18 protein-coding genes and 1 pseudogene are annotated in these 20,272 nt (G+C 73.1%); 7 read left to right on the forward strand and 12 right to left on the reverse strand.

Going from position 1 to position 20,272, the window contains the following annotated elements:
- Positions 1-5: 5 nt before the first annotated feature.
- From C1I97_RS11230 to C1I97_RS11260, 7 genes are all read right to left on the reverse strand, one after another.
- Positions 6-689 (reverse strand): HemK2/MTQ2 family protein methyltransferase, encoded by a 684-nt coding sequence (locus tag C1I97_RS11230; RefSeq protein ID WP_111003083.1) that lies wholly within the window; start codon positions 687-689, stop codon positions 6-8.
- The gene (locus C1I97_RS11235) at positions 690-1,703 is read right to left on the reverse strand and encodes an iron-containing redox enzyme family protein (RefSeq protein WP_111003084.1); all 1,014 of its coding nucleotides are present in this window, start codon (positions 1,701-1,703) and stop codon (positions 690-692) included.
- A gap of 128 nt (positions 1,704-1,831) precedes the next feature.
- Positions 1,832-2,029, reverse strand: coding sequence for a hypothetical protein (locus tag C1I97_RS11240; RefSeq protein ID WP_111003085.1), 198 nt, complete (start codon positions 2,027-2,029; stop codon positions 1,832-1,834).
- Between the two features lie 142 nt (positions 2,030-2,171).
- Positions 2,172-4,988, reverse strand: coding sequence for an NHLP bacteriocin export ABC transporter permease/ATPase subunit (locus C1I97_RS11245; RefSeq protein WP_111003086.1), 2,817 nt, complete (start codon positions 4,986-4,988; stop codon positions 2,172-2,174).
- A 1-nt stretch (position 4,989) separates the two neighbouring features.
- The gene (locus C1I97_RS11250; protein ID WP_258382520.1) at positions 4,990-7,137 is read right to left on the reverse strand and encodes an NHLP family bacteriocin export ABC transporter peptidase/permease/ATPase subunit; all 2,148 of its coding nucleotides are present in this window, start codon (positions 7,135-7,137) and stop codon (positions 4,990-4,992) included.
- Complete coding sequence (locus C1I97_RS11255; protein WP_111003087.1) at positions 7,134-7,940, reverse strand: HlyD family efflux transporter periplasmic adaptor subunit; 807 nt, start codon at positions 7,938-7,940, stop codon at positions 7,134-7,136. Before C1I97_RS11255 ends, C1I97_RS11250 begins: the two co-directional genes overlap by 4 nt.
- A 75-nt stretch (positions 7,941-8,015) precedes the next feature.
- The gene (locus C1I97_RS11260; protein WP_111003088.1) at positions 8,016-8,231 is read right to left on the reverse strand and encodes a type A2 lantipeptide; all 216 of its coding nucleotides are present in this window, start codon (positions 8,229-8,231) and stop codon (positions 8,016-8,018) included.
- Positions 8,232-8,847: 616 nt separating this feature from the next.
- On the opposite strand from C1I97_RS11260, the gene C1I97_RS11265 reads away from it, so the two are divergent.
- Positions 8,848-10,221 carry a S1 family peptidase gene (locus tag C1I97_RS11265; protein WP_181446676.1) on the forward strand — a complete coding sequence of 458 codons (1,374 nt, stop codon included), beginning with the start codon at positions 8,848-8,850 and terminating at the stop codon, positions 10,219-10,221.
- 71 nt (positions 10,222-10,292) lie between these two features.
- Here the strand turns inward: C1I97_RS11265 and C1I97_RS11270 are convergent, their stop codons facing one another.
- Positions 10,293-12,446, reverse strand: a complete 2,154-nt coding sequence (locus C1I97_RS11270; RefSeq protein WP_111003089.1) for a SpoIIE family protein phosphatase — start codon at positions 12,444-12,446, stop codon at positions 10,293-10,295.
- A 158-nt stretch (positions 12,447-12,604) separates the two neighbouring features.
- Between C1I97_RS11270 and C1I97_RS11275 the strand changes: the two are divergent.
- The 3 genes and pseudogenes from C1I97_RS11275 to qcrB all read left to right on the forward strand — a co-directional run.
- Positions 12,605-13,089 (forward strand): annotated as a pseudogene (locus tag C1I97_RS11275) (ATP-binding protein); the annotation flags it as partial.
- A 96-nt stretch (positions 13,090-13,185) separates the two neighbouring features.
- Entirely contained in the window at positions 13,186-13,494 is a 309-nt protein-coding gene (locus tag C1I97_RS11280) for a hypothetical protein (RefSeq protein WP_111003090.1), read from the forward strand.
- Positions 13,491-15,017 (forward strand): cytochrome bc1 complex cytochrome b subunit, encoded by a 1,527-nt coding sequence (qcrB, locus tag C1I97_RS11285; RefSeq protein ID WP_441349107.1) that lies wholly within the window; start codon positions 13,491-13,493, stop codon positions 15,015-15,017. Before C1I97_RS11280 ends, qcrB begins: the two co-directional genes overlap by 4 nt.
- On the opposite strand, the gene ctaF is transcribed toward qcrB, so the two are convergent.
- Positions 14,947-15,336 carry an aa3-type cytochrome oxidase subunit IV gene (gene ctaF, locus C1I97_RS11290; protein WP_111003091.1) on the reverse strand — a complete coding sequence of 130 codons (390 nt, stop codon included), beginning with the start codon at positions 15,334-15,336 and terminating at the stop codon, positions 14,947-14,949. The two genes, qcrB and ctaF, sit on opposite strands and share 71 nt — an antisense overlap.
- Entirely contained in the window at positions 15,333-17,015 is a 1,683-nt protein-coding gene (gene ctaD / locus C1I97_RS11295; RefSeq protein ID WP_258382521.1) for an aa3-type cytochrome oxidase subunit I, read from the reverse strand. The genes ctaF and ctaD overlap by 4 nt, the downstream gene beginning before the upstream one ends.
- A 107-nt stretch (positions 17,016-17,122) precedes the next feature.
- Between ctaD and C1I97_RS11300 the strand changes: the two genes are divergently transcribed.
- From C1I97_RS11300 to C1I97_RS11305, 3 genes are all read left to right on the forward strand, one after another.
- Positions 17,123-17,497: a DUF6479 family protein gene (locus tag C1I97_RS11300; protein ID WP_111003093.1), complete on the forward strand. Its 375-nt coding sequence runs from the start codon at positions 17,123-17,125 to the stop codon at positions 17,495-17,497.
- 99 nt (positions 17,498-17,596) lie between these two features.
- Positions 17,597-17,773 (forward strand): hypothetical protein, encoded by a 177-nt coding sequence (locus C1I97_RS39820; RefSeq protein ID WP_181446677.1) that lies wholly within the window; start codon positions 17,597-17,599, stop codon positions 17,771-17,773.
- 4 nt (positions 17,774-17,777) lie between these two features.
- Positions 17,778-18,275, forward strand: coding sequence for a metallophosphoesterase family protein (locus C1I97_RS11305; RefSeq protein WP_111003094.1), 498 nt, complete (start codon positions 17,778-17,780; stop codon positions 18,273-18,275).
- A 336-nt stretch (positions 18,276-18,611) separates the two neighbouring features.
- Here C1I97_RS11305 and C1I97_RS11310 read toward each other — a convergent pair whose 3' ends face one another.
- Complete coding sequence (locus tag C1I97_RS11310) at positions 18,612-19,262, reverse strand: SRPBCC family protein (RefSeq protein ID WP_111003095.1); 651 nt, start codon at positions 19,260-19,262, stop codon at positions 18,612-18,614.
- A gap of 17 nt (positions 19,263-19,279) precedes the next feature.
- Positions 19,280-20,272, reverse strand: a 993-nt coding sequence (locus C1I97_RS11315; RefSeq protein WP_111003099.1) for an XdhC family protein, incomplete at its 5' end; no start/stop codon positions are given.

The following is a 20,272-nucleotide window of genomic DNA, read 5'->3' on the forward strand; positions in this document are numbered from 1 at the left end:
GGGCGTCAGAGGGGACGTTCGGCACGGATGACCACCAGCTCTTCCTTCTCGTCGGCCGCGTCGTCCACGGGCAGCAGACCGCGCTCGCGCAGCCAGCCGCGCCTGGAGCGCAGGACCGGGCCGAAGGCGATCCAGCGGCGGCGCACCACCGCGGCCTTGAGGCCGGCCGCGCGCAGCCGGTCCAGGGTGCTGCCGGGATCGCTCAGCGCGGAGTGGACGATCAGCAGTACGCCCCCGGGCCGCAGCAGCGGGGGCGCGTCCCGGCAGATCCGGTCCAGCACCAGCCGCCCGTCGCGCCCCGCGTCCCAGGCACGGCGCCTGCCGCGCGGCCCGCGCCGGGTGTCGGGGGCCGGTACGTACGGCGGGTTGGCCAGGATGACGTCGAACGACCGTCCGCGTACCGGACCGAAGAGGTTCCCCCGGTGGATGCGGACCGGCAGCCGGTGCCGCCAGGCGTTGAGCCGGGCGGTCCACACCGCGCGCCGGGACACGTCCACCGCGGTCACCTCGGCGCCCCGCCGGGCGGCCACCAGTGCCAGCGCACCGCTCCCGGTGCCCACGTCGAGGATCCGCGCGCCCGGCTCGAACGGTTCCCCGGCCAGGGCTTCGGCCAGCAGCGCGGTGTCGTCCTGCGGGGCGTAGACACCCAAAAACACCAGTGCGTTCACGGCTCGCGAGTACCCCGGCATTCAGGAAACACCGGTCGTGCGAGTGGCGAGGGGAGTGCGCAGCGACGACCGTCCGGCACGCCAGTCGGCGAGCAGCCGTGCGCCGAGACGGTCCTCCAGATACCCGGTCGCGTCGATGCCGAAGGCCACGTCGGCCGCCAGGTGCGGTTCCTCCGCCAGTAGCCCGCCGATCACGTCGTGGCGCACGACCTGCTCGTGCACCGCGTCCGCCTCCACGTGCTCGTCGTAGAAGAACTGCGCGGCCGGCCCGGCGCCCGTGCGGCGCAACGCCTCGGCCAGCCGCCGTGAGCCGGGGGAGGAGGTGATCTCGACCGCGGCGAAGTGGCCCACCAGGGCGCCGCGCAGCTCGCGGTGCAGACCGAGGAGGGACATCAGGTTCACCGTCGCCAGGACCTCCGCCGAGGCCGCGTCCAGATAGCGGCCGTACGTCGTGTCCAGGTCCAGGTCGGCCATCAGGTCGGCGAACAGCCGGGCGTGGACGCGTTCGGCGCGGCCGCCGCCCCACTCGTCGAACTCCACCGCCGCCATCGCCGCCTTCGCCCGGCCCCACAGGCGCGGCAGCACCCAGGCGTGCGGGTCGGCCTCCTTGAGGTGGTACAGGGAGCGCTGGGCCGCGTACTCCCGCAGCTGCCACAGCTCGCCCTCGTCCCGCAGGTAGTGGCTGACGCCCGTGCCGTGGACCGGTTCGACGAGGAGGGCGGCGAGCGCGTCGTCGAGGCTGTCGTGCCCGGGCGTGTCGGCGCGCAGCGCGGACAGGAACCGGTGCTCCAGCGCCGACCGGACCCGCAGCAGGTCCGGGTCCCACTCACGCCGCGCGGCGACCCCGGCGAAACCCCGGTAGTGCAGCTCGTAGCAGAGGTACAGGGCGAGCTGGAGATCGTCGCCGTACGCCGTCGCCCCGCCGACGTCCTCGGCACGGGGCAGCGGCCCGGTGTCCCGCAGATACGCCGTCACGGCCGCGGAGACCGGGCCCCGGGCGGGGGGCAGCTCGGGTCCTCGGTGATCGTGGTGCATACGGCCCGGGTACCCAGGCCTTCGGCGGACCACCCCGCCCTTCCGGGCGGCCCCGCCGCCCCGGCCGGCCACGCGGCGAACGCCGCGCCGCACCCGCGCATCCTCCACGCGCGCGAGCCGGCCCCGGTTCAGTCGCCCTCCGACTCCTCCTGGGCCCGGACGTTCGTGGTGATGGCCTCGCCTGCCTCTCCCCGGTGGCGGCGCTCGCGGGTGTCGTCGACGTCCGTCTCGGCGTTCTCGAACTCGCGCAGGACCTCGCCGAGCGCGGTCCTGGGGGGCCGGTCCTCGTTGCCGGTGTTCTCGCGCCGTGCGGGGTTCTCGGCCATGGCCGTCTCCTCTCCTCGCTTCTCCTCGTTCGTTCATTCGTTCGTCGCGGTCGCCGACCGCATGCGCGGGTGGGTACCCAGCCCGGCGCTTTCAAGTGCCCCACGGCGGGATCCTGGGAAGGGCCGGCCGGCCGCCCGGCGCTCAGGCCAGCTGCCGCCGCACCAGCTCGTGCAGCCGTCCGCCCGTGTCCGCGAGCAGCTCCGCGGGCGGCCCCTGCTGGATGATCCTGCCGTCCTCCATCACCACGACCCGGTCGGCGTCCAGCACCGTCGACAGGCGGTGCGCGATGACCACGCGCGTGGCGTTGAGCTTGCGGGTGCTCTCGATCACCGTGCGCTGCGTGTCGTTGTCGAGCGCGCTGGTCGCCTCGTCGAAGAAGAGGATCCGCGGGCGCCGCACCAGGGCCTGGGCGATCATCAGCCGCTGCCGCTGCCCGCCGGAGACCGCACCGCCGCCCGAGACGATGGTGTGCAGCCCCATCGGCATCCGCCTGATGTCCTCCGCGAGCCCCGCCATCTCGGCCGCCGCCATCGCCTCCTCGGGCGTGCACGGCTCGGTGCCGCGGATGACGTCCAGGATCGAACCGGTGAACGGCTGCGCGTGCTGCAGCACGACCCCGCACTGCCGGCGCACCGCCGACTGGTCGAGGGCCGCCAGGTCCTGCCCGTCGTACAGCACGCTCCCCGACAGCGGCCGGTCGAAGCCGATCAGCAGCCTCAGCAGCGTCGACTTGCCGCAGCCGCTGGGCCCGACGATCGCCACGAACTCGCCCGGCCGCACCTGGAACGACACGTCGTCCAGCACCAGCGGCCCGTCGTCGGTGTAGCGGAACGACAGCCGCCGCGCCTCGATGGCCCCGGACAGCGGTCCCGGCCGGGTACTGGCCGTGCGCACCTCCGGCGCGGCGTCCAGCACCGGCCTGATCTGCTCCAGCAGCGGCAGCGCGGCCACCATCGAGACGAAGGCGCCCGTCAGCTGGGTGACCGAGGTCAGCAGCATCGTCACCGAGGTGTTGAAGGTCAGGAACGCCGCCGCCGACATCGAGCCGCGCGCGGGACCCGCCAGCAGCATGAACATCAGCAGCGTGCACACCGGCAGGTACACCGCGCCCAGCACCGTGGTGAGGTTCTTGATCCGGCCCGCCTTCTGCTGCAGCTCACGGCTGCGCGCGAACTGGGACGCCCAGGCGGCGTACGCGTAGTTCTCCGCGGCCGCCACCCTGAGCTTCGGCAGTCCGCGCAGGGTCTGGAAGGCCTGGTTGTTCAGCTTGTTGGTGAGCACCACCAGCCGCCGCTGCCACCGCACCTGCCACAGCCCCAGCCCCAGGAACACGGCCGCGATCACGACGAGCACGCCGATCGCCGCCAGCGCCATCGGGACGCTGTACCAGAACAGCAGCCCCACGTTCATCGCGCCCACGGTCACCGACTGGGCGACCACCGGACCGACCCCGGCCAGCAGCCGGCGGATCGCGCTCACGCCCATGGCCGCGCTCGCCAGCTCGCCCGTGGAGCGTTCGGTGAAGAACCTCGTCGGCAGCCTGAGCAGCCGGTCCCAGACGGCGGGCTGGAGGGTCGCCTCGATACGGCCCTCCAGCCGCAGGAGGGTCAGGTTCTGCAGGAGCATGAAGGCCGCCGCCACCACGCTGCTGACCATCACGGCCAGGCACACCTGCGTGATCAGCCCCTGCTGGGCCTGCGGCACGTACTGTCCGAGCACCTTGCCGGTGGCGATCGGCACCAGCGCCCCGACGGCCACCGTCACCAGTCCGCCGAGCAGCAGGTTCAGCAGGTCGCCGCCGGTGCCGCGCAGGGTGAAGCGGAGCAGCCCGAGCGGGCCGAGCCGGCGGTCGGGCAGCGGGCGGTAGAACATCACCGCGCGCTCCTCGAAGTCCTGCGCGTTCGCCTTCTCGACCGGGGTCTCCCGCCCGGTGGCCGGGTGCACGGCGACGTAGCCGCCGCGCCGCCACAGCAGCGCGACCGGCGCGCCCGACAGCGCCCGGCGGCCCACCAGCGGGCCGACGTTCTCCCGCCACCAGCGGCCCTGGAGGCGTACGGTCCTGGTGCGCACCCGGGAGGCCAGGGCGACCCGCTCCACCGGGTCGAGGCGGTCGCTCTCGGTGCCGGCCTGCGGTGCCGCGGCGAGCGTGATCCCGGCGGCCCGGGCGACCAGCTCGCAGGCCGCGTGGGTCGCGTCCGCGTCGGCGGCCGTGGTGCGCCGCGCCGAGGACCGGCCGATGGACGCCAGCAGCGTCCGGTCGGCCTGGGCGCGCACCGCCTCACCGGCCCTGATCCCGGCCGCCGTCCGCGTCTCGTGGGTGCGCTCCAGCTGCTCGATCCACCGGTCCAGCGTGGTCAGCAGCCGGTACTGCTGGTCGACCATGCTCTGCCACAGGGCGGGGTCCATCAGCAGGTCGGCGGCGGCCTCGGCGCCGTACAGCGCCCCGTACTGCACGCTGCCCGGCGGCACCTGCATCCAGAACACGTCGTCGTCGGTGGGGGCCGCCGCCCGCTCCTCGGCCATCGGCGCCTGGAACAGCACGGACAGGCTCCGGCCGACGCCCAGTGCCAGGGCGTACTCCAGCGGGCTGGTCGTCGGCGGCACGTACTGGGGGTTGCCCCACTCGTCGTAGGACCAGGTCTGGGTGGACGGCGGCTGGTACAGCTCGCGCAGGTTGACGCGGTGCACCACGCAGTCCCGCAGCGGCCGCGCCACCAGGGTGTGCTGCGGGCCCGCGACCGGGCCGAGCAGCAGCGAGCCCGCCTCCAGCCGGCCCAGGTGGTGCCAGTGGCCCTGCTGCGCCGCGTCCACCGCGAACAGGTCCACCGCGCCGGCCGCGACCAGCCACAGCACCTGCGGGCCTTCCAGGTCCAGCCGGCTGAACCCGGCGCAGTCGATCGGCGTGCCCAGGGAACCGAGCGCGCCCAGGACGAGGTCGCCCTCGCCGGCAACCGTCATCTCACCGCTCCCTGACCAGTGCCGCGTACGCCCCGCCGCGCGCCACCAGCTCCTCGTGCCGCCCGCGTTCGACGACCGTGCCGTGCTGGAGCACGACGATCTCGTCGCTGTCGCGCACGGTGGACAGCCGGTGCGCGATCACCACGCAGGCGCAGCCGCGCCGCCGCAGGTTGTCCATCACCACCTGCTCGGTCTCGGCGTCCAGGGCGCTGGTCACCTCGTCCAGCACGAGAATGCTGGGCCGGCGCACCAGCGCCCGGGCGATCTCCAGGCGCTGGCGCTGCCCGCCGGAGAAGTTGCGGCCGTCCTGCTCGACCCTGGAGTGCATGCCGCCCGGGCGGCGCGTCACGACCTCGTACAGGGCGGCGTCGCGCAGCGCCTCCACCACGGCGTCGTCCGGGATCGACGGGTCCCACAGGGCCACGTTGTCGCGGACCGTGCCCTCGAAGAGGAACACGTCCTGGTCGACGAAGGAGACGGAGGCCGCCAGCGCCCCGCGCGGGATGTCCTCCAGGCGCTGCCCGTCGATGCGGATGACACCCTCCCAGGGCGTGTACAGGCCCGAGATCAGCCGGGAGACCGTCGACTTGCCGCTGCCCGAGCCGCCGACCAGCGCGACCTGCCGGCCCGGCCCGACGGTCAGGTCGAAGCCGGTCAGCAGCGGCTTGTCCAGCGGGCTGTAGCCGAAGGTGACGTTCTCCAGCTCGACATGGCCGCGCAGCCGGCGGGTGTCGCCGCCGCCGGGGCGGGCGTAGAGCGGGTCGGCCTGGAAGTTCTCCACGTCCTTCAGCCGGGCCACGTCCGCCGCGAAGTCCTGGATGCGGCCCGCCACGCCGTTGAGGCGGGTCAGCGGCGCGGTGAACCGGGTCACCAGGGCCTGGAACGCGACCAGCAGACCGACCGAGATGTGTCCCTCGACCGCCCGCATTCCGCCGATCCACAGGATCAGCGCGCTGTTGAGCGTGGCGAGCGCCGGCGCGACCACGCCCAGCCACGCGCTCGGCACCCCCAGCCGCTGCTGCTCCTCCAGGGTGGTGGCGTGCTGCCCGGCCCAGGTGCGGAAGTAGCCGTCCTCGCCGCCGGTCGCCTTCATCGTCTCGATCGACTGCAGCCCGGTGTAGGCGGTGTTGGTCAGCCGGGCGGTGTCCGCGCGCAGCTTCGCCGTGCGCGTGGCACGCAGCCGTACGACGACCCGCATCGCCACGATGTTCAGCAGCGCCACGCCGATGCCGACGAACGTCAGCTGCGGGTCGTAGGTGTAGAGCAGCACCGCGTACAGCACGACCACGACCGCGTCCACGCCCGCCGCCGCCAGGTCGCGGGCGAGGGTCTCGGCGACCTGGTCGTTGGACTGCAGCCGCTGCACCAGGTCGGCCGGGCTGCGCTGGGCGAAGAACGTGACCGGCAGCCGCAGCAGATGCCGCAGGAAACGGGCACTGGCGAGCGTGGAGGAGATGATCCGGCCGTGCAGCAGGTTGGCCTGCTGCAGCCAGGTCAGCACGACGGTGAGCAGCACGCACGCGCCCATCGACGCGAACAGCACGCCCAGCAGCGAGGTCTGGCCGTCGATCAGGTACGTGTCGATGTAGGTCCGGCTGAGCGCGGGCAGCGCCGCGCCGACCGCGACCAGCAGCAGACTGGCCAGCACCGCCGCCGGCATCGTGCCCGCGGTGCCGCGCAGCCGGGCCGGCAGGGCGCCGAGGACTCCGGGCCTGCGGCCGCCCCTGACGAAGCCCCTGCCGGGCTCCATCACCAGCACGACCCCCGTGTAGCTGGTGTCGAACTCCTCCATGGGCACGAAACGGCGGCCCTTGCCGGGGTCGTTGACGAACACCCCGCGCCGGCCGAGGCGGCGGCCCATGCCGTCGTAGACGACGTAGTGGTTGAACTCCCAGAAGAGGATGGCGGGCGCCTTCACCCCGGCGAGGGCGGCGGTGTCCATCTGCATGCCCTTGGCCGTCAGGCCGTAACCGCGGGCCGCCTTGAGCAGGTTGCTGGCCCGTGAACCGTCCCGGGAGACGCCGCAGGCGATGCGCAGCTCCTCCAGCGGGACATGGCGGCCGTAGTGGCCGAGGACCATGGCGAGCGAGGCGGCGCCGCACTCCACGGCCTCCATCTGAAGGACGGTGGGGGTGCGCACGGTGGTCACGGCAGCAGCCAATCGACGGGGCGCCGGCCGGTCAGGCGGATCGATGCCGAGGCCGGGGTCATGGAGTCGAGCCGGTACGGCGGCCCGTCCGCGGAGGACCAGCGGTAGCCGCTCTTCGTCGTGGGGGAGGTGTCGAGCCTGACGAGTACGGCGACGGGCCGGCCCTTCCTCGTGAACTGCTCGCCCAGTTGGGCGTCCCCGAGGTGGGCGGCGATTTGCTGGGCCGACTGGGCCGTGCGGTCCACCGACTTCACATGGCCGCGCAGCACGCCGTACCGCTGGGCCGGCACCGAGGAGACGGTCAGGTCGACGGCGGCACGGTCGGGAAGGGCGGCGGCGCTCTCCGCGGGCACGTACACGGTGGCGTACAGCGGATCGGAGGCGCGGGCGGCCTTCTCGACGGCGGCGACGTCCGCGCCGGTGGAGACGATCTGGCCGAGGGTGGCGGCGAGCGCGGTGACCCGGCCCGCGGCGACCGTACGGACGACTTCCTCGCCCCGGCCGGTACGGACCTTCAGTACGGGCGCGCCGGCGGGCAGCCGCTCGCCTTCCTCGGCGAGGACCGCGGTGACCTGGCCGGCGACCGGGCTCTGCAGGACGTAACTGCCCTGTGCGTGCGTGAGGATGGCGGGCGCGTCGACCGTGGAGGCCACCGACCCCGTCACGGCCCATACGGAGGCGGCCGCCATGGCGAGGAGCGCCACGGACAGCACCAGCCACCCCTGGGGACGGGCGAGCCGCACCGGGAGGTCGAGTTCCTCCGGTGACTGGAGCTTGGCGAGGGCCTGTTGTCGGAACTGCACGTCACGGATTCCTGTGGCAACCGGGAGTCCCGGAACCGGCACCCGGCTCCGGGACTCGGCGGCAACGCGGTGCGATCAGAGACCGGCGACCAGGTTGACGGCCGGGGCGGTGCTCAGGCCGGTCACGCCCTCGACGGTGCCGACGGCCGTGTCGACCACGCCGGTCACCGGGGCGACGCCGTCCACCATGCCGGTGACGGTGCCCAGGGCGTTCACGGCCAGACCGCCGGAGACGTTGTCGAGCTCGGCGTCGGAGATCTCGATGGTCTCGACCTGGGGGGTGGAGTTCATGATGGAACTTCCCTTCATATGGATATCTCACAAGGGGGGAGCGGCCCCTCTGGGGACAGGACGGCCGCGACCGTGAGCACCCGGACGTCTGTTTCCCAAGCGCCGGCGGGGCCCGCGGTGCGATGGATGTAAGCACGGAGCGGCCCGCCGCTTCCACTCAACCAGGCTCCTCACCAGCGCACTTGTCGCTACGGGGTGGTCATCCGTGCAGGCGCGGGCACGGCATGGTGGCGACTTCTTCACACCCCGCACCGCATCGGCGCACCCGCTCCCTTGCCTGCGCGCCGGTGAATCCGGCACTCGTCGCCGAACACGTGCCGGGAGGCGCGCGGTTGTGCAGATCCGCCATGCGCGGTGACTTCGTTGGGCACGGGCTGTGCAGATTCGCTGAAGCCGTGATTCCGCTTCATGGCCGCAACCGGTCGTAGCCGTTCGGGCGCGGAGGGTGCCGGTGTGTGACCTGCGCGTGGGAGCCGGCCGATTCCGTGGGGCGGAGGAGGAGTTGGCGAACGGGATTGAACGCATCGCCCGTCCCGTGCGTACCAACAGCCATCCAGGCGTCCCCCAACCGCCGCCGGACGGCGGCACAGACCCCGCCCCCAGGAGGTCGAGAAGTTTGAGTCACAAGCGAATTCCGAAGCGCAGGGCCGCGATCGCGGCAGGCGGCGTGGTGGCGCTCGGCGCGGCGGCGCTACTGCTCCCGAACGCCAACGCCTCCCAGGACGGCGCGACGGACGACGCCACCCCCAGGACCCTGAAGGCCAAGGACGCCTCGAACCTGTCCGCCCAGCTCGCCCATGCGCTCGGTGACGCCTTCGCCGGCTCGTACTACGACGGCGACAAGCAGCGACTCGTCATCAATGTGGTGCGCGGCGGCAACGATGTGATCGCCCAGGCGAAGAAGGCGGGCGTGGTCGTCCGCCAGGTCGGCAACAGCACCGCCGAACTGAAGTCCGCGGAGCGGAGCCTGAAGGCCAGGGCCACCATTCCCGGCACGTCCTGGGCCGTCGACCCGCGCACGAACAAGGTCGTGGTCACCGCCGACAGCACGGTCACCGGCGCCCAGTGGGACAGACTGCAGTCCACCGTCGAGAGCCTCGGCCCGGGCATGGCCACCCTGAAGAAGTCCGCCGGCACCTTCAAGACGTTCGCCTCCGGCGGCGACGCCATCTTCTCCCAGGCGCAGGGCGGCACCGTCCGCTGCTCCCTCGGCTTCAACGTCACGGCCTCCGACGGCAGCCCCGCCTTCCTGACCGCCGGTCACTGCGCCGTCGCGGCCGAGCAGTGGTCCGACTCCCAGAACGGCGGGCCGATCGCCACGGTCGACCAGGCCACCTTCCCCGGCAGCGACTTCGCCCTCGTCAAGTACGACGACCCGAACACCCGGGCGCCGAGCGACGTCGACGTCGGCAACGGGCAGACCGTCCGGATAGCCCAGGCCGCGGAAGCCACCGTCGGCGCGACCGTCTTCCGGATGGGCAGCACCACCGGGCTGCGCAACGGCCAGGTGACCGGCCTCAACGCCACCGTCAACTTCCAGAGCGAGACCAACCCGGCCGGCGTCGACACCGTCAACGGACTCATACAGACCGACGTCTGCGCCGAGCCCGGCGACAGCGGCGGTTCCCTGTTCACCCAGGACGGCGGCGCGATCGGCCTCACCTCGGGCGGCAGCGGCGACTGCACCCAGGGCGGCGAGACCTTCTTCCAGCCGGTCACCACGGCCCTCGAGGCGACCGGCGCCACGCTCGACGGCGGCGGCGGCGACGCGGCCGGCGACGGTGCGGGCGATCAGCAGGCCGGCGGCGACCAGACCGGCACGGCCGCCCCCGGCGACCAGGCGGGCGGCGACCAGTCCGGCACGGGCACGGCCACGCCCGGCGACCAGGCGGGCGACGGCGCGGGCGACCAGCAGGCCGGTGGCGATCAGCAGGCCGGCGGCCACAACTCCGGTGCGGCGCAGGGCTACGGGCGCGGCCGGAACCACTGAGCGGCACCCTCCGAGCGCGGCTTCCCCCTGAGCCGCTCACGGTCCGGCCCTCCAACGGGAGGGCCGGACCGTCACCCGTCCCCCCGCGCCCGCAGCAGCAGCACCGCCACGTCGTCGATCCGCTCCCGCGCCGCCACGCTGTGCCGCACCAGGCGGTCGGCCAGCTCGCCCAGCGGCACGTCCCCGGCCTCGCCGAGCCGGCGCCCCAGCTCCGCGACGGCGTCCTCGATGTCCACCCCGGGCGATTCCACCAGCCCGTCGGTGTAGAGGACGAGCACCGAGCCGGGGGCGAGGCCCACCCGCGTCGCCGGATACGTCGCCGCCGCGTCGATGCCCAGCAGCGGGCCCCCGGCCAGATCGAGCACCCGCACCCGCCCGTCCGGCCGCCTCAGCAGCGGCGGCGGATGACCGGCCCGGGACATCACGGCCGAGCGGCTCGCCGGATCGAGCCGCAGGTACAGGCAGCTGGCGAACAGTTCGACCCCGAGGTCCATCAGCAGCCGGTTGGTGCTGCGCATGACCTCCTCCGGCTCCTGGCCCACCGTGGTGTACGCCCGCACCGCGGTGCGCAGTTGCCCCATCAGCCCGGCCGCGGTCACGTTGTGCCCCTGCACGTCCCCGATCACGGCGGCCGCCGTCGGCGGGGTGGCCATCAGGTCGTAGAAGTCGCCGCCGACCTCCAAGTGCTGAGTGGCCGGCAGGTAGCGGGCGGCGGCGTCGAAGCCGGCCAGCCGTGGCATCGAGTGCGGCAGCAGCGCCTGCTGCAGTCCTTGCGCCAGCCGGTGCTTGGCGTCGTAGAGCCGGGCCCGCTCCAGGGCCTGCGCCATCAGCCCGCCCAGGCTGATGAGGACCGCCCGCTCGTCCGCGGGGAAGTGGTGCGGCTCGGCATAGGAGAGCACACAGGTGCCCACCGGGCGCCCGGAGGCGATGAGCGGCAGATACGCCCAGGCGGCGAAGCCGTCGGGCGCCGAGGGCCGGTTCGGGTACAGCCGCTCCAGCTGCTCCCGGGAGTCGAAGAAGGCGGGCACCCCGGTGGTCAGCACGTGTGCGCCCGGCGTCGGCGCGGTCAGCGGGATCCGGTCGAACCCCTCAACGGCGCGCGGGTCCCGGTACCCGCGGTGGCCGAGCACGTGCAGCCGCCCGGACTGCGAGCCGAGGACCATCAGGGCCTGGCTGCCCACCGCCGGGACGATCTCGTCCGCGACCAGCCGCACCACGTCCTGCACGCTGACCGCCTCGGTCAGCGCCCCGGCCAGGCTCAGCACGTGCGAGATGGTGACCAGGCCGGCCCGCCCCGCGCCGGGCTCCGGCAGGCCGCGGCCCAGCTCCGTCACCGCCCGGGCCCGGCTGATCCGCACGCTCAGCCCGGTGGTGTTCGGATACATCCGGAACGACAGCCAGTCGCCGGGCGGGCGCAGCGCCACGAAGGAGGTGACGTGCTGACTGATCAGCGCGGCCCGGTAGCGGTCCTCGTACACCGGGTCGTTCAGCCACGGCACCGACGCCCACAGCGGGGTGCCGAGCAGTTCGCCCGCGGGCAGACCGATCAGGTCGGCGGCGGCGGGGTTGGCGTAGCAGATCCGGCCGTGCAGATCGAGCGAGACCAGCCCGTACGGCAGCCGCGCCACCATGCGGGCCGCCTCGGCCGAGCCGAGGGTGCCGGCCGCCTCGCCGGCGGGGGCCGGGGCGAGGAGACCGGGCTCGGAGAGCACCGGACGGCTCTCCGCCGCGGCCCGTTCCAGCCGCAGCGCGAGCCGGCCGCAGGCCGCGGTCAGCCGGTCCCGTTCGTGGTCGGACAGCTTGGGCGGGTGCGACGCGGGCCAGGTCACGAAGACGGCTCCGTACGTGGCGTTCCGCGTCACCAGGGGCAGCGCGGCCAGCGCGAAGGGATACGGCAGCACCACGGCGACCCGCGGATAGCGGCGGGCCATCTCCTCCTCGCCGCCGACCCAGACCAGCCGCCGGTCGCGCACCGCGTGGGCGACCGGGATCGGCGCGCTCAGCCCGACCCGCTCCCAGGGGGCGGCGAACGCCCGGGGCATGCCCGCCATCACGGCCATCTCCAGCACCGGCTGGTCGGGCGCCAGCAGATACACCGCACCGGAGTGCGCGTGGACCTCCTCCAGCAGGGCGGCCAGCGCCCGGGACAGCACCGGGCGGTCGGCCGCCCGGCCGGCGGCCGCCGGCCCCTGGCGGGGCGCGTGCCCGTCGGACACGCCGACCACCTCCTCGCCCGGCCGCGCGACGGGTCCCCCGGGACCAAGACTCCCCCTTGACGGCCCCGCGCGCACGGCGAGCCGTGCGAAGATTCGACGCCGAGCACGAGCTCGTCGGCATGCTCCAGCGCGCCCTGCTGCCCCGCCGCCTGCCGAGACTGCCCGGCGCCGACCCCGCCCACCTCGGCCTGGTCGCCGACGCCCTGCTCGGCGACGCCCGCCGCAACGACGACATCGCCCTGCTCCTCATGCGCTACGACGGCATGGCCGTGCGCCCGCTCAGGGAGGGCTGGACGGTGTGGCGGGTGCCCGAGGCGGTCCGTCACGCCCGCCGCTTCACCCGGCGCACCCTGCGCTCCTGGGACGTGACCGAGGACGCCGACGCCGCTCTCCTCGTCGTCTCCGAACTGGTCACCAACGCCCTCGTGCACACCGGGGCCAGGTCCGCCTGGACCTCACCCTGGTCGACCGCAGGCTGCGCGTCGACGTCGCCGACGGCTCGCCCCGCACCCCCGTCAAGCCGGCCGGCATCGTCTGGGAGGCCACCGGCGGCCGCGGCGTCCTCCTCGTCGAGGCCGTCTCGGCGGCCTGGGACAGCCTGCCGGCCGGCGGCGGCAAGCAGGTGTGGAGCGAGATCGTGCTCGGGCCGTGAACCCGCCCGCGACAGGCCGCCACACGGGTGCGCCGCGCCCCGGCCACGGCAGGTCGCGGCCGTCGTGCGCACCACTGGTGCTTAGGGTCCTGGGCTGTGTCACACACCTTCGAAGAGCTCGTGGCCAAGCAGCGGGCGGCCGGCGAGGCGCACGCCCGAGTCGAACGGCTGCGCGAGAACTATGGGCCGCCCGCACAGGAGCGATGGACCGGACCGCAGAGCGAGACGTACGAGACGGCCTGGCGCGCCTGGCGCGACCTGGCCCGTGATCTGCAGGCCGCCCTGAGCGAGTACGCGAGCGACGAGGGCAGGCCGCGCGCCGAGGTCGAGGCCGAGGTGGAGCGGGCGGCACGCACGGCCGGGGAAGCGGACCAGGGCGGCGACGGCGGACCGGACGAGCCGTGAGCCCGGCACGGCGGTCGCGCACGGCACGCGGCCCGGGTGCCGGTGAGCGGTTCACGGGCTTCCTCGACGCCCGGCTGCCGCTGTCCGACGCCGGGCGGCTGATGCGCAAGGCGTTCCCCGAGCACTGGTCGTTCCTGCTCGGCGAGATCGCCCTGTACAGCCTGGTCCTGCTGATCCTGACCGGGGTGTGGCTGACCCTGTTCTTCCACCCGGGGATGCAGGAGGTCGTCTACACCGGGCCCTACGCGCCGCTGCGCGGGGTGCGGATGTCGGAGGCGTTCGACTCCACCCTGCGCATCAGCTTCGAGGTGCGCGGCGGGCTGCTGCTGCGGCAGGCCCACCACTGGGCGGCGCTCGTCTTCGTCGCCGCCATCGGCCTGCACCTGCTGCGGATCTTCTTCACCGGCGCCTTCCGCAGGCCCAGGGAGATCAACTGGGTCATCGGGGTGACGCTGTTCGCACTCGCCCTGGCCGAGGGCTTCGCCGGCTACTCGCTGCCCGACGACCTGCTCTCGGGCACCGGACTGCGCATCGCGCAGACGATCATGATGTCCCTGCCGGTGGTCGGCACCTACGCCAGCTTCTTCGCCTTCGGCGGCCAGTGGCCGGGCCACGACATCATCAGCCGCCTGTACAGCCTGCACATCCTGCTGCTGCCGGCCGCCCTGGTCGCGCTGGTCACCGTGCACCTGATCCTGGTCTTCTACCTCAAGCACACCCAGTGGCGCGGCCCGGGCCGGGACAACCGCAACGTGCTCGGCAAGCCGCTCTTCCCCGAGTTCACCGCCACATCGGTGGGCCTGCAGTTCACCGTCTTCGGCGTGCTCTTCCTGCTCGCCGGCATCGCCCAGATCAACCCCGTGTGGACGTACGGCCCCTACACGCCGTACCAGGTCTCCACGGGCTCCCAGCCCGACTGGTACGTCGGCTTCCTGGAGGGCTCGCTGCGGCTGATGCCGTCGTGGGAGACGAACGTCGCCGGTCACACCCTCATGTGGAACGTCCTGCTGCCGGCGGTCGTCCTGCCGGCGCTGCTGTTCGCCGTCCTGTACGCGTACCCGTTCGCCGAGCAGTGGCTGACCGGGGAGTGGCGCCACGAGCACCACCTGTGCGACCGGCCGCGCGAACGTCCCGTGCGCACCGGCCTCGGCGTCGCCGGAATCGTCTTCTACGGCGTGCTGATGCTGGCGGGCGGCAACGACATCATCGCCGACGTCTTCCAGATCTCGCTGAACGCGTTGACCTGGGTGCTGCGCATCGCGCTCGTGCTGGGGCCCGTCGTCGCCTTCCTGGTCACCCGGGGGCTGTGCCACGCCCTGCTGCGCAAGGAGCGGATGATCCTGACCGAGGGCGAGGAGACCGGCGAGGTGCGGCAGACCGTCGCCGGCGGCTACGAGAGCGGCCACCGTCCCGTCGAACCGGGCCGTCCCGGAGCCCCGCTCCGTGCGGAGGTCACTCGCCCCGGTGCACGTACTGGAACGCCATCCCCGCAACCCCCCGAGCCAGCACACCGAGACCGATGAGGAACAGCCACAGCCCGTAGACCACGCCCACCGCGCCGACGGCGAAGCCCAGCGCGGTGATGACCGGCCAGGTGCTCTCCGGCGGGAAGAAGTCCAGCGGCCCGGCCGTGTCGGCCACCTCCGCCTCGGTGTGGTCCTGCGGGCGCACGCCCTTGCGCCGGTACTGGATGAGGCAGAAGAAGGAGACCAGCGCCCCCATCCCGCAGGCGACGACCAGCGCCGCCGTTCCGGCCGGTTCGCCCGACCAGAGCCCGTACAGGGCCGCGCTGCTCCCGAAGAACAGCGCGACGCCGCCGAAGAGCAGGGCCTCGACCTTCATCGCCGCCCCTCCAGTTCCCCCTGCCGCACGACCTCCGGATGGTGCAGGTCGAACGCCGGGGACTCCGAGCGGATCCGGGGCAGCGCGTGGAAGTTGTGCCGCGGCGGCGGGCAGGAGGTCGCCCACTCCAGGGCCCGCCCGTATCCCCAGGGATCGTTCACGGTGACCTTTTCTCCGTGGCGTGCCGTGCGCCAGACGTTGTAGAGGAAGGGGAGGGTGGACGCGCCGATCAGGAAGGCTCCCGCCGAGGACAGGGTGTTCAGGAGGGTGAAGCCGTCGGTGGGCAGGTAGTCGGCGTACCGGCGGGGCATCCCCTCCGCGCCGAGCCAGTGCTGCACCAGGAAGGTCAGCTGGAAGCCGGGGAACAGCAGCCAGAAGTGGATCTTGCCGAGCCGTTCGTCCAGCATCCTGCCGGTGATCTTGGGCCACCAGAAGTAGAAGCCGGCGAACATCGCGAACACCACGGTGCCGAACAGCACGTAGTGCAGATGCGCCACGATGAAGTACGAGTCGGTCACATGGAAGTCCAGCGGCGGCGCGGCGATGATCACCCCGCTCAACCCGCCCAGCAGGAACGTCATCAGGAAACCGAACGCCCACAGCATCGGCGTCTCGAACGACAGCGCCCCGCCCCGCATCGTCCCGATCCACGCGAAGAACTTGAGCCCCGTGGGCACCGCGATCAGATACGACATGATCGAGAAGAACGGCAGCAGCACCGCGCCGGTGGCGAACATGTGGTGCGCCCACACCACCGCGGACAGCATGGTGATCGCGATGGTCGCCCCGATCATCGGCAGGTACCCGAACTGCGGCTTGCGGGAGAAGACCGGGATGACCTCACTGACGATGCCGAAGAACGGCAGCGCGACGATGTAGACCTCCGGATGGCCGAAGAACCAGAACAGGTGCTGCCACAGCAGCGCCCCGCCGCTCGCCGAGTCGTAGATGTGCGCCCCGAACTTCCGGTCCGCCTCCAGGGCGAGCAGCGCGGCGGTCAGCACCGGGAAGGCGGGCAGTACCAGGATCGAGGTGAACAGCACGTTCCAGGTGAAGATCGGCATCCGGAACATCGTCATCCCCGGCGCCCGCAGGGTCGTGATCGTGGCGATGAAGTTGACCGCGCTGAGCGTCGTCGACACACCCGTCACCACCAGCCCCATCACCCACAGGTCGCCGCCCGCGCCGGGCGAGTGAAAGGCGCTGTTCAGCGGCGCGTAGGCGAACCAGCCGAACGCCGCCGGGCCGCCGGGCAGGAAGAGCGACGAGACGACGATCAGCCCGCCGAAGAGGTACATCCAGTACGACAGGGCGTTCAGCCGGGGGAAGGCCAGGTCGGGGGCGCCGATCTGCAGCGGCATCACCGCGTTGGTGAAGCCCGAGAACATGGGGGTGGCGAAGAGCAGCATCATGATCGTGCCGTGGATCGTGAAGAGCTCGTTGTAGGTCTGGTTGTTCATGAACTGCAGACCCGGGCTCGCCAGCTCGGCGCGCATCCCCATCGCCAGCAGGCCGCCCAGCAGGAAGAAGCAGAACGCCGTGACGATGTAGAGCTTGCCGATCACCTTGTGATCGGTCGTCGAGGCCCATTCCAGCAGCTTCCGGCCGAGCGAGACCGTGGGGGAGGGGCGGTGCCCGGCGGTGTCGCTCTGTGTGGATGCTGGGGAGGTTTCCGGCATGTCCGTCATCGGCGGCGACGCTACCGCCCGGCCCCGCGGCCGGGCCCGCGCCACGCCCTGACCGGTCCGGCGGGTATCCGCCGGCCGGGGCAGGGTACTCGCGCCCCATGAACACCACCTGGTACGAAGCGGCCGCCGGGACCTCGGCCTTCGGAATCGTCGCCATCGTCGTCGGCGGTCTGCTGATCGCCGCCGCCCTGGTGTGGGCCATCCGGCTCGGCGTCAGGGTCATGCACAGCGAGCACAGCGGACGGACCCCCCGGGGCGGCGAGCACCCGACGCTGCCCGAGTCCGGGCCGGTCCACGAGACCCATCAGCGGCGCGAGCCGGCCGAGATGCCCCGGGCCGAGGAGACCGGCCGGCGCCTGACCCCGCACGAGCTCGGCTCCCCCGGCACCAGGCGCGGCGGGGACCAGAGCCGCCCGCGCTGGGACGAGGGCTCCAGCGGCTCGTTCGGCAGCGGGGGCTCCGGCGGCCGGTGACCCGGGCCGGGCGGACCGGGCGGGTTTGTCCCGGCCGCTTCCGGGGGACCCGGCAGGCGCCGCCCACAGGAGACGGACGCAGAAGGAAGATGAGGCGTCGTGACCGCGCACACCCGTGAGAAACCCGCTGCCCAGCACCCCGAGACGGGCTGGGCGGAGGCCCGCCGGCTGCGGCGGAAGAGCATGCGCACCTGCCTCCCGGCGGTCGAGGACCGCACCACCCCGCACCAGGACCGCACGGGTCCCGAGTGGAACATCGTGCGCGGCGAGGACTGACCGTGTGCGCCTGCTGCTGATGAGCGACACCCACCTGCCCAGGCGCGCCAGGCAACTGCCCGCACCTCTGCTCGCCGAACTCCCGCGCGCCGACGTCGTCTTCCACGCGGGGGACTGGGTCGACACCGCCACCCTGGACCTGCTGCAGAGCCGCAGCCGCCGCCTGATCGGCGTGTACGGCAACAACGACGGCCCCGAACTGCGTGCCCGCCTGCCCGAAGTGGCCCGGGCCGACCTCGGCGGGCTGCGCTTCGGCGCCGTCCACGAGACCGGTCCCGCCCGGGGCCGCGAGGCCCGCTGCGCCGCCCGCTTCCCCGACCTCGACGTGCTGGTCTTCGGGCACAGCCACATCCCCTGGGACACCACCGCGCCCACCGGCCTGCGCCTGCTCAACCCGGGCTCCCCGACCGACCGCCGCCGCCAGCCCCACTGCACCTACATGACGGCCACCGTCACCGACGGCCGTCTCACCGGCGTGGAACTGCACCGGCTGCCGAGGTGACGCACAAGAGGGCGGCCCCGTCAGGGGGGCCGCCCCGGGGTCACTCTTCCCTTTCTCGTTTCCGACTTCTCGGAGAGATCCGGGCCGCTCCGTGCGTGAAAGCGGCCCGGGCGCTGCGAGTGTGCGCTGTCACGGACCTCCTTCCAGCGGGGATGTGCCGCACATGTGCTGCAGAGGCCATGCATGCCTCATCCGTTGAAGGCGCACGTACCCGTGCTCCACGGGCCCACACCGACGAATCCAAAAAACCCGCGAAAAAATGAAAATCGCAGGTCACAGGGGCAACGAGGGTCGATCCCGACCCACCGGCACCGTCGGTAACAGAAGACCGGCCCGTCAGGGGCGCCGGAGCCGGCGTACGCCCACGACCAGCAGCGCGACGACGACGGCCGCGCCCGCGGCCACGGCGGCACGCTTGGCCACCGGTGCGCCGGCGGTGCGCAGCAGATCGAGCGGTTCGGGTTCCGCGTGCCGTACCGCTGGCTCCTCGCGAACCTCCTCGGGGGCGCCCGTCACGGCGCCCTCGGCAGGTACGGCCGGCGGTGTCCCGGCGAGCCGCTCGGACAGGCACTCGGCGAACTGCCCCACCAGCCGGTCGCCCACCTCACCCAGCACTCCGCGCCCGAACTGCGCCGGGCGGCCGGTCACCGTCAGATCGGTCCGCACCGACACCGCCGTGGCGCCGTCCCGTTCCTCCAGGGTGCCCGTGACCGTGGCCCGCGCCGTGCCCTGCCCACGCGTCTCCCGGCCGCTCGCGGCGAGCACCATGCGGTGGGCCGTCTCGTCCTGCTCCTCGAAGACCGCCGTCCCCTTGTACGTCACCGTGATCGGACCCAGCTTGACCTTGACCGACCCGGTCACGGTCTTGCCGTCGTAGTCCTCCACGGTGGCCCCCGGCAGGCACGGTGCCACGCGCTCGATGTCGAGGAGCACCCGCCAGGCGTCGTCGACCGGGACGGGCACGGTGAACTCGTGGTGCAGCTCCATGGTTTCCTCCTCGCACGTCAGGCGGAGCCGGTCGCGTGGATGGCTCCGGCGGTCGCGGTCAGGGGCGCCCCCGTACCGCCCCAGCGCAGCGCGACGATCTCGGCCGCGACGGACACGGCCACCTCCTCGGGGGTCCGGGCGCCCAGGTCCAGGCCCACCGGTGAGCGCAGCCGGGACAGCTCGGCCTCCGACAGACCGGCCTCCACCAGTCGCTTCATCCGGTCGTGGTGGGTACGGCGGCTGCCCATCGCCCCGATGTAGGCGGCCGGCCGGCGCAGCGCCTCCTCCAGCAGCGGCACGTCGAACTTCTGGTCGTGGGTGAGGACGCAGATCACCGTGCGCTCGTCGGTGTCCGTGCCCCGCAGATAGCGGTGCGGCCAGTCCACGACCACCTCCACGCCCGCGGGGAACCGCTTCGGCGTGGCGAACACCGGGCGGGCGTCGCACACCGTGACCCGGTAGCCGAGGAAGGCGCCGATACGGGCCACCGCGGCGGCGTAGTCGATCGCGCCGAACACCAGCATCCGCGGCGGCGGGGCGAAGGAGTGCAGGAACACTGTGACGGCGTCCTCGCGGCGTTCACCGTGCGGGCCGTAGTGCCGCAGCCCCGTGGCGCCCAGGGCGAGTTCGCCGCGGGCGTCCGCGGTCACCGCCACGTCCAGGCCGGACGCGCCCAGCGTGCCCGCCACCTTCTCCGGCCACACCGCGAGCGTCGCCCCGCGCGGGGCCGGACCGTCGACCACGGTCGCCACGGTCACCGGCTCACCGGCGGCGACGGACGCGGCGACCGCGCCGAAGGCCGGGTCGGTCTCGGGGCTCACTGGCCTGACCAGTACGGAGATCTCGCCCCCGCAGGTGAGGCCGACCGCGAACGCGTCCTCGTCGCTGTAGCCGAAGGACGCCACCTGGGCCTCGCCGCTCGCCGCGACCTCCTGCGCCAGGTCGAACACCGCCGTGCCAAGGGCCGCCGCCGCAAGCCCCGTACCGGGCGGCGCAAGGCCCTGACGGTC

The organism is Streptomyces sp. NTH33, from assembly GCF_003236365.1.
In the GTDB taxonomy this organism is placed as follows: domain Bacteria; phylum Actinomycetota; class Actinomycetes; order Streptomycetales; family Streptomycetaceae; genus Streptomyces.

What these genes read in the sequence shown, in the direction of transcription:
- C1I97_RS11240 (WP_111003085.1), bottom strand. Translation starts at nt 2,029, where the DNA reads ATGGCCGAGAACCCCGCACGGCGCGAGAACACCGGCAACGAGGACCGG.
- C1I97_RS11310 (WP_111003095.1), bottom strand. Translation starts at nt 19,262, where the DNA reads ATGGAGCTGCACCACGAGTTCACCGTGCCCGTCCCGGTCGACGACGCC.
- C1I97_RS11245 (WP_111003086.1), bottom strand. Translation starts at nt 4,988, where the DNA reads ATGACGGTTGCCGGCGAGGGCGACCTCGTCCTGGGCGCGCTCGGTTCC.
- C1I97_RS11235 (WP_111003084.1), bottom strand. Translation starts at nt 1,703, where the DNA reads ATGCACCACGATCACCGAGGACCCGAGCTGCCCCCCGCCCGGGGCCCG.
- ctaD (WP_258382521.1), bottom strand. Translation starts at nt 17,015, where the DNA reads ATGCCGGAAACCTCCCCAGCATCCACACAGAGCGACACCGCCGGGCAC.
- C1I97_RS11300 (WP_111003093.1), top strand. Translation starts at nt 17,123, where the DNA reads ATGAACACCACCTGGTACGAAGCGGCCGCCGGGACCTCGGCCTTCGGA.
- C1I97_RS11260 (WP_111003088.1), bottom strand. Translation starts at nt 8,231, where the DNA reads ATGAACTCCACCCCCCAGGTCGAGACCATCGAGATCTCCGACGCCGAG.
- ctaF (WP_111003091.1), bottom strand. Translation starts at nt 15,336, where the DNA reads ATGAAGGTCGAGGCCCTGCTCTTCGGCGGCGTCGCGCTGTTCTTCGGG.
- C1I97_RS11230 (WP_111003083.1), bottom strand. Translation starts at nt 689, where the DNA reads ATGCCGGGGTACTCGCGAGCCGTGAACGCACTGGTGTTTTTGGGTGTC.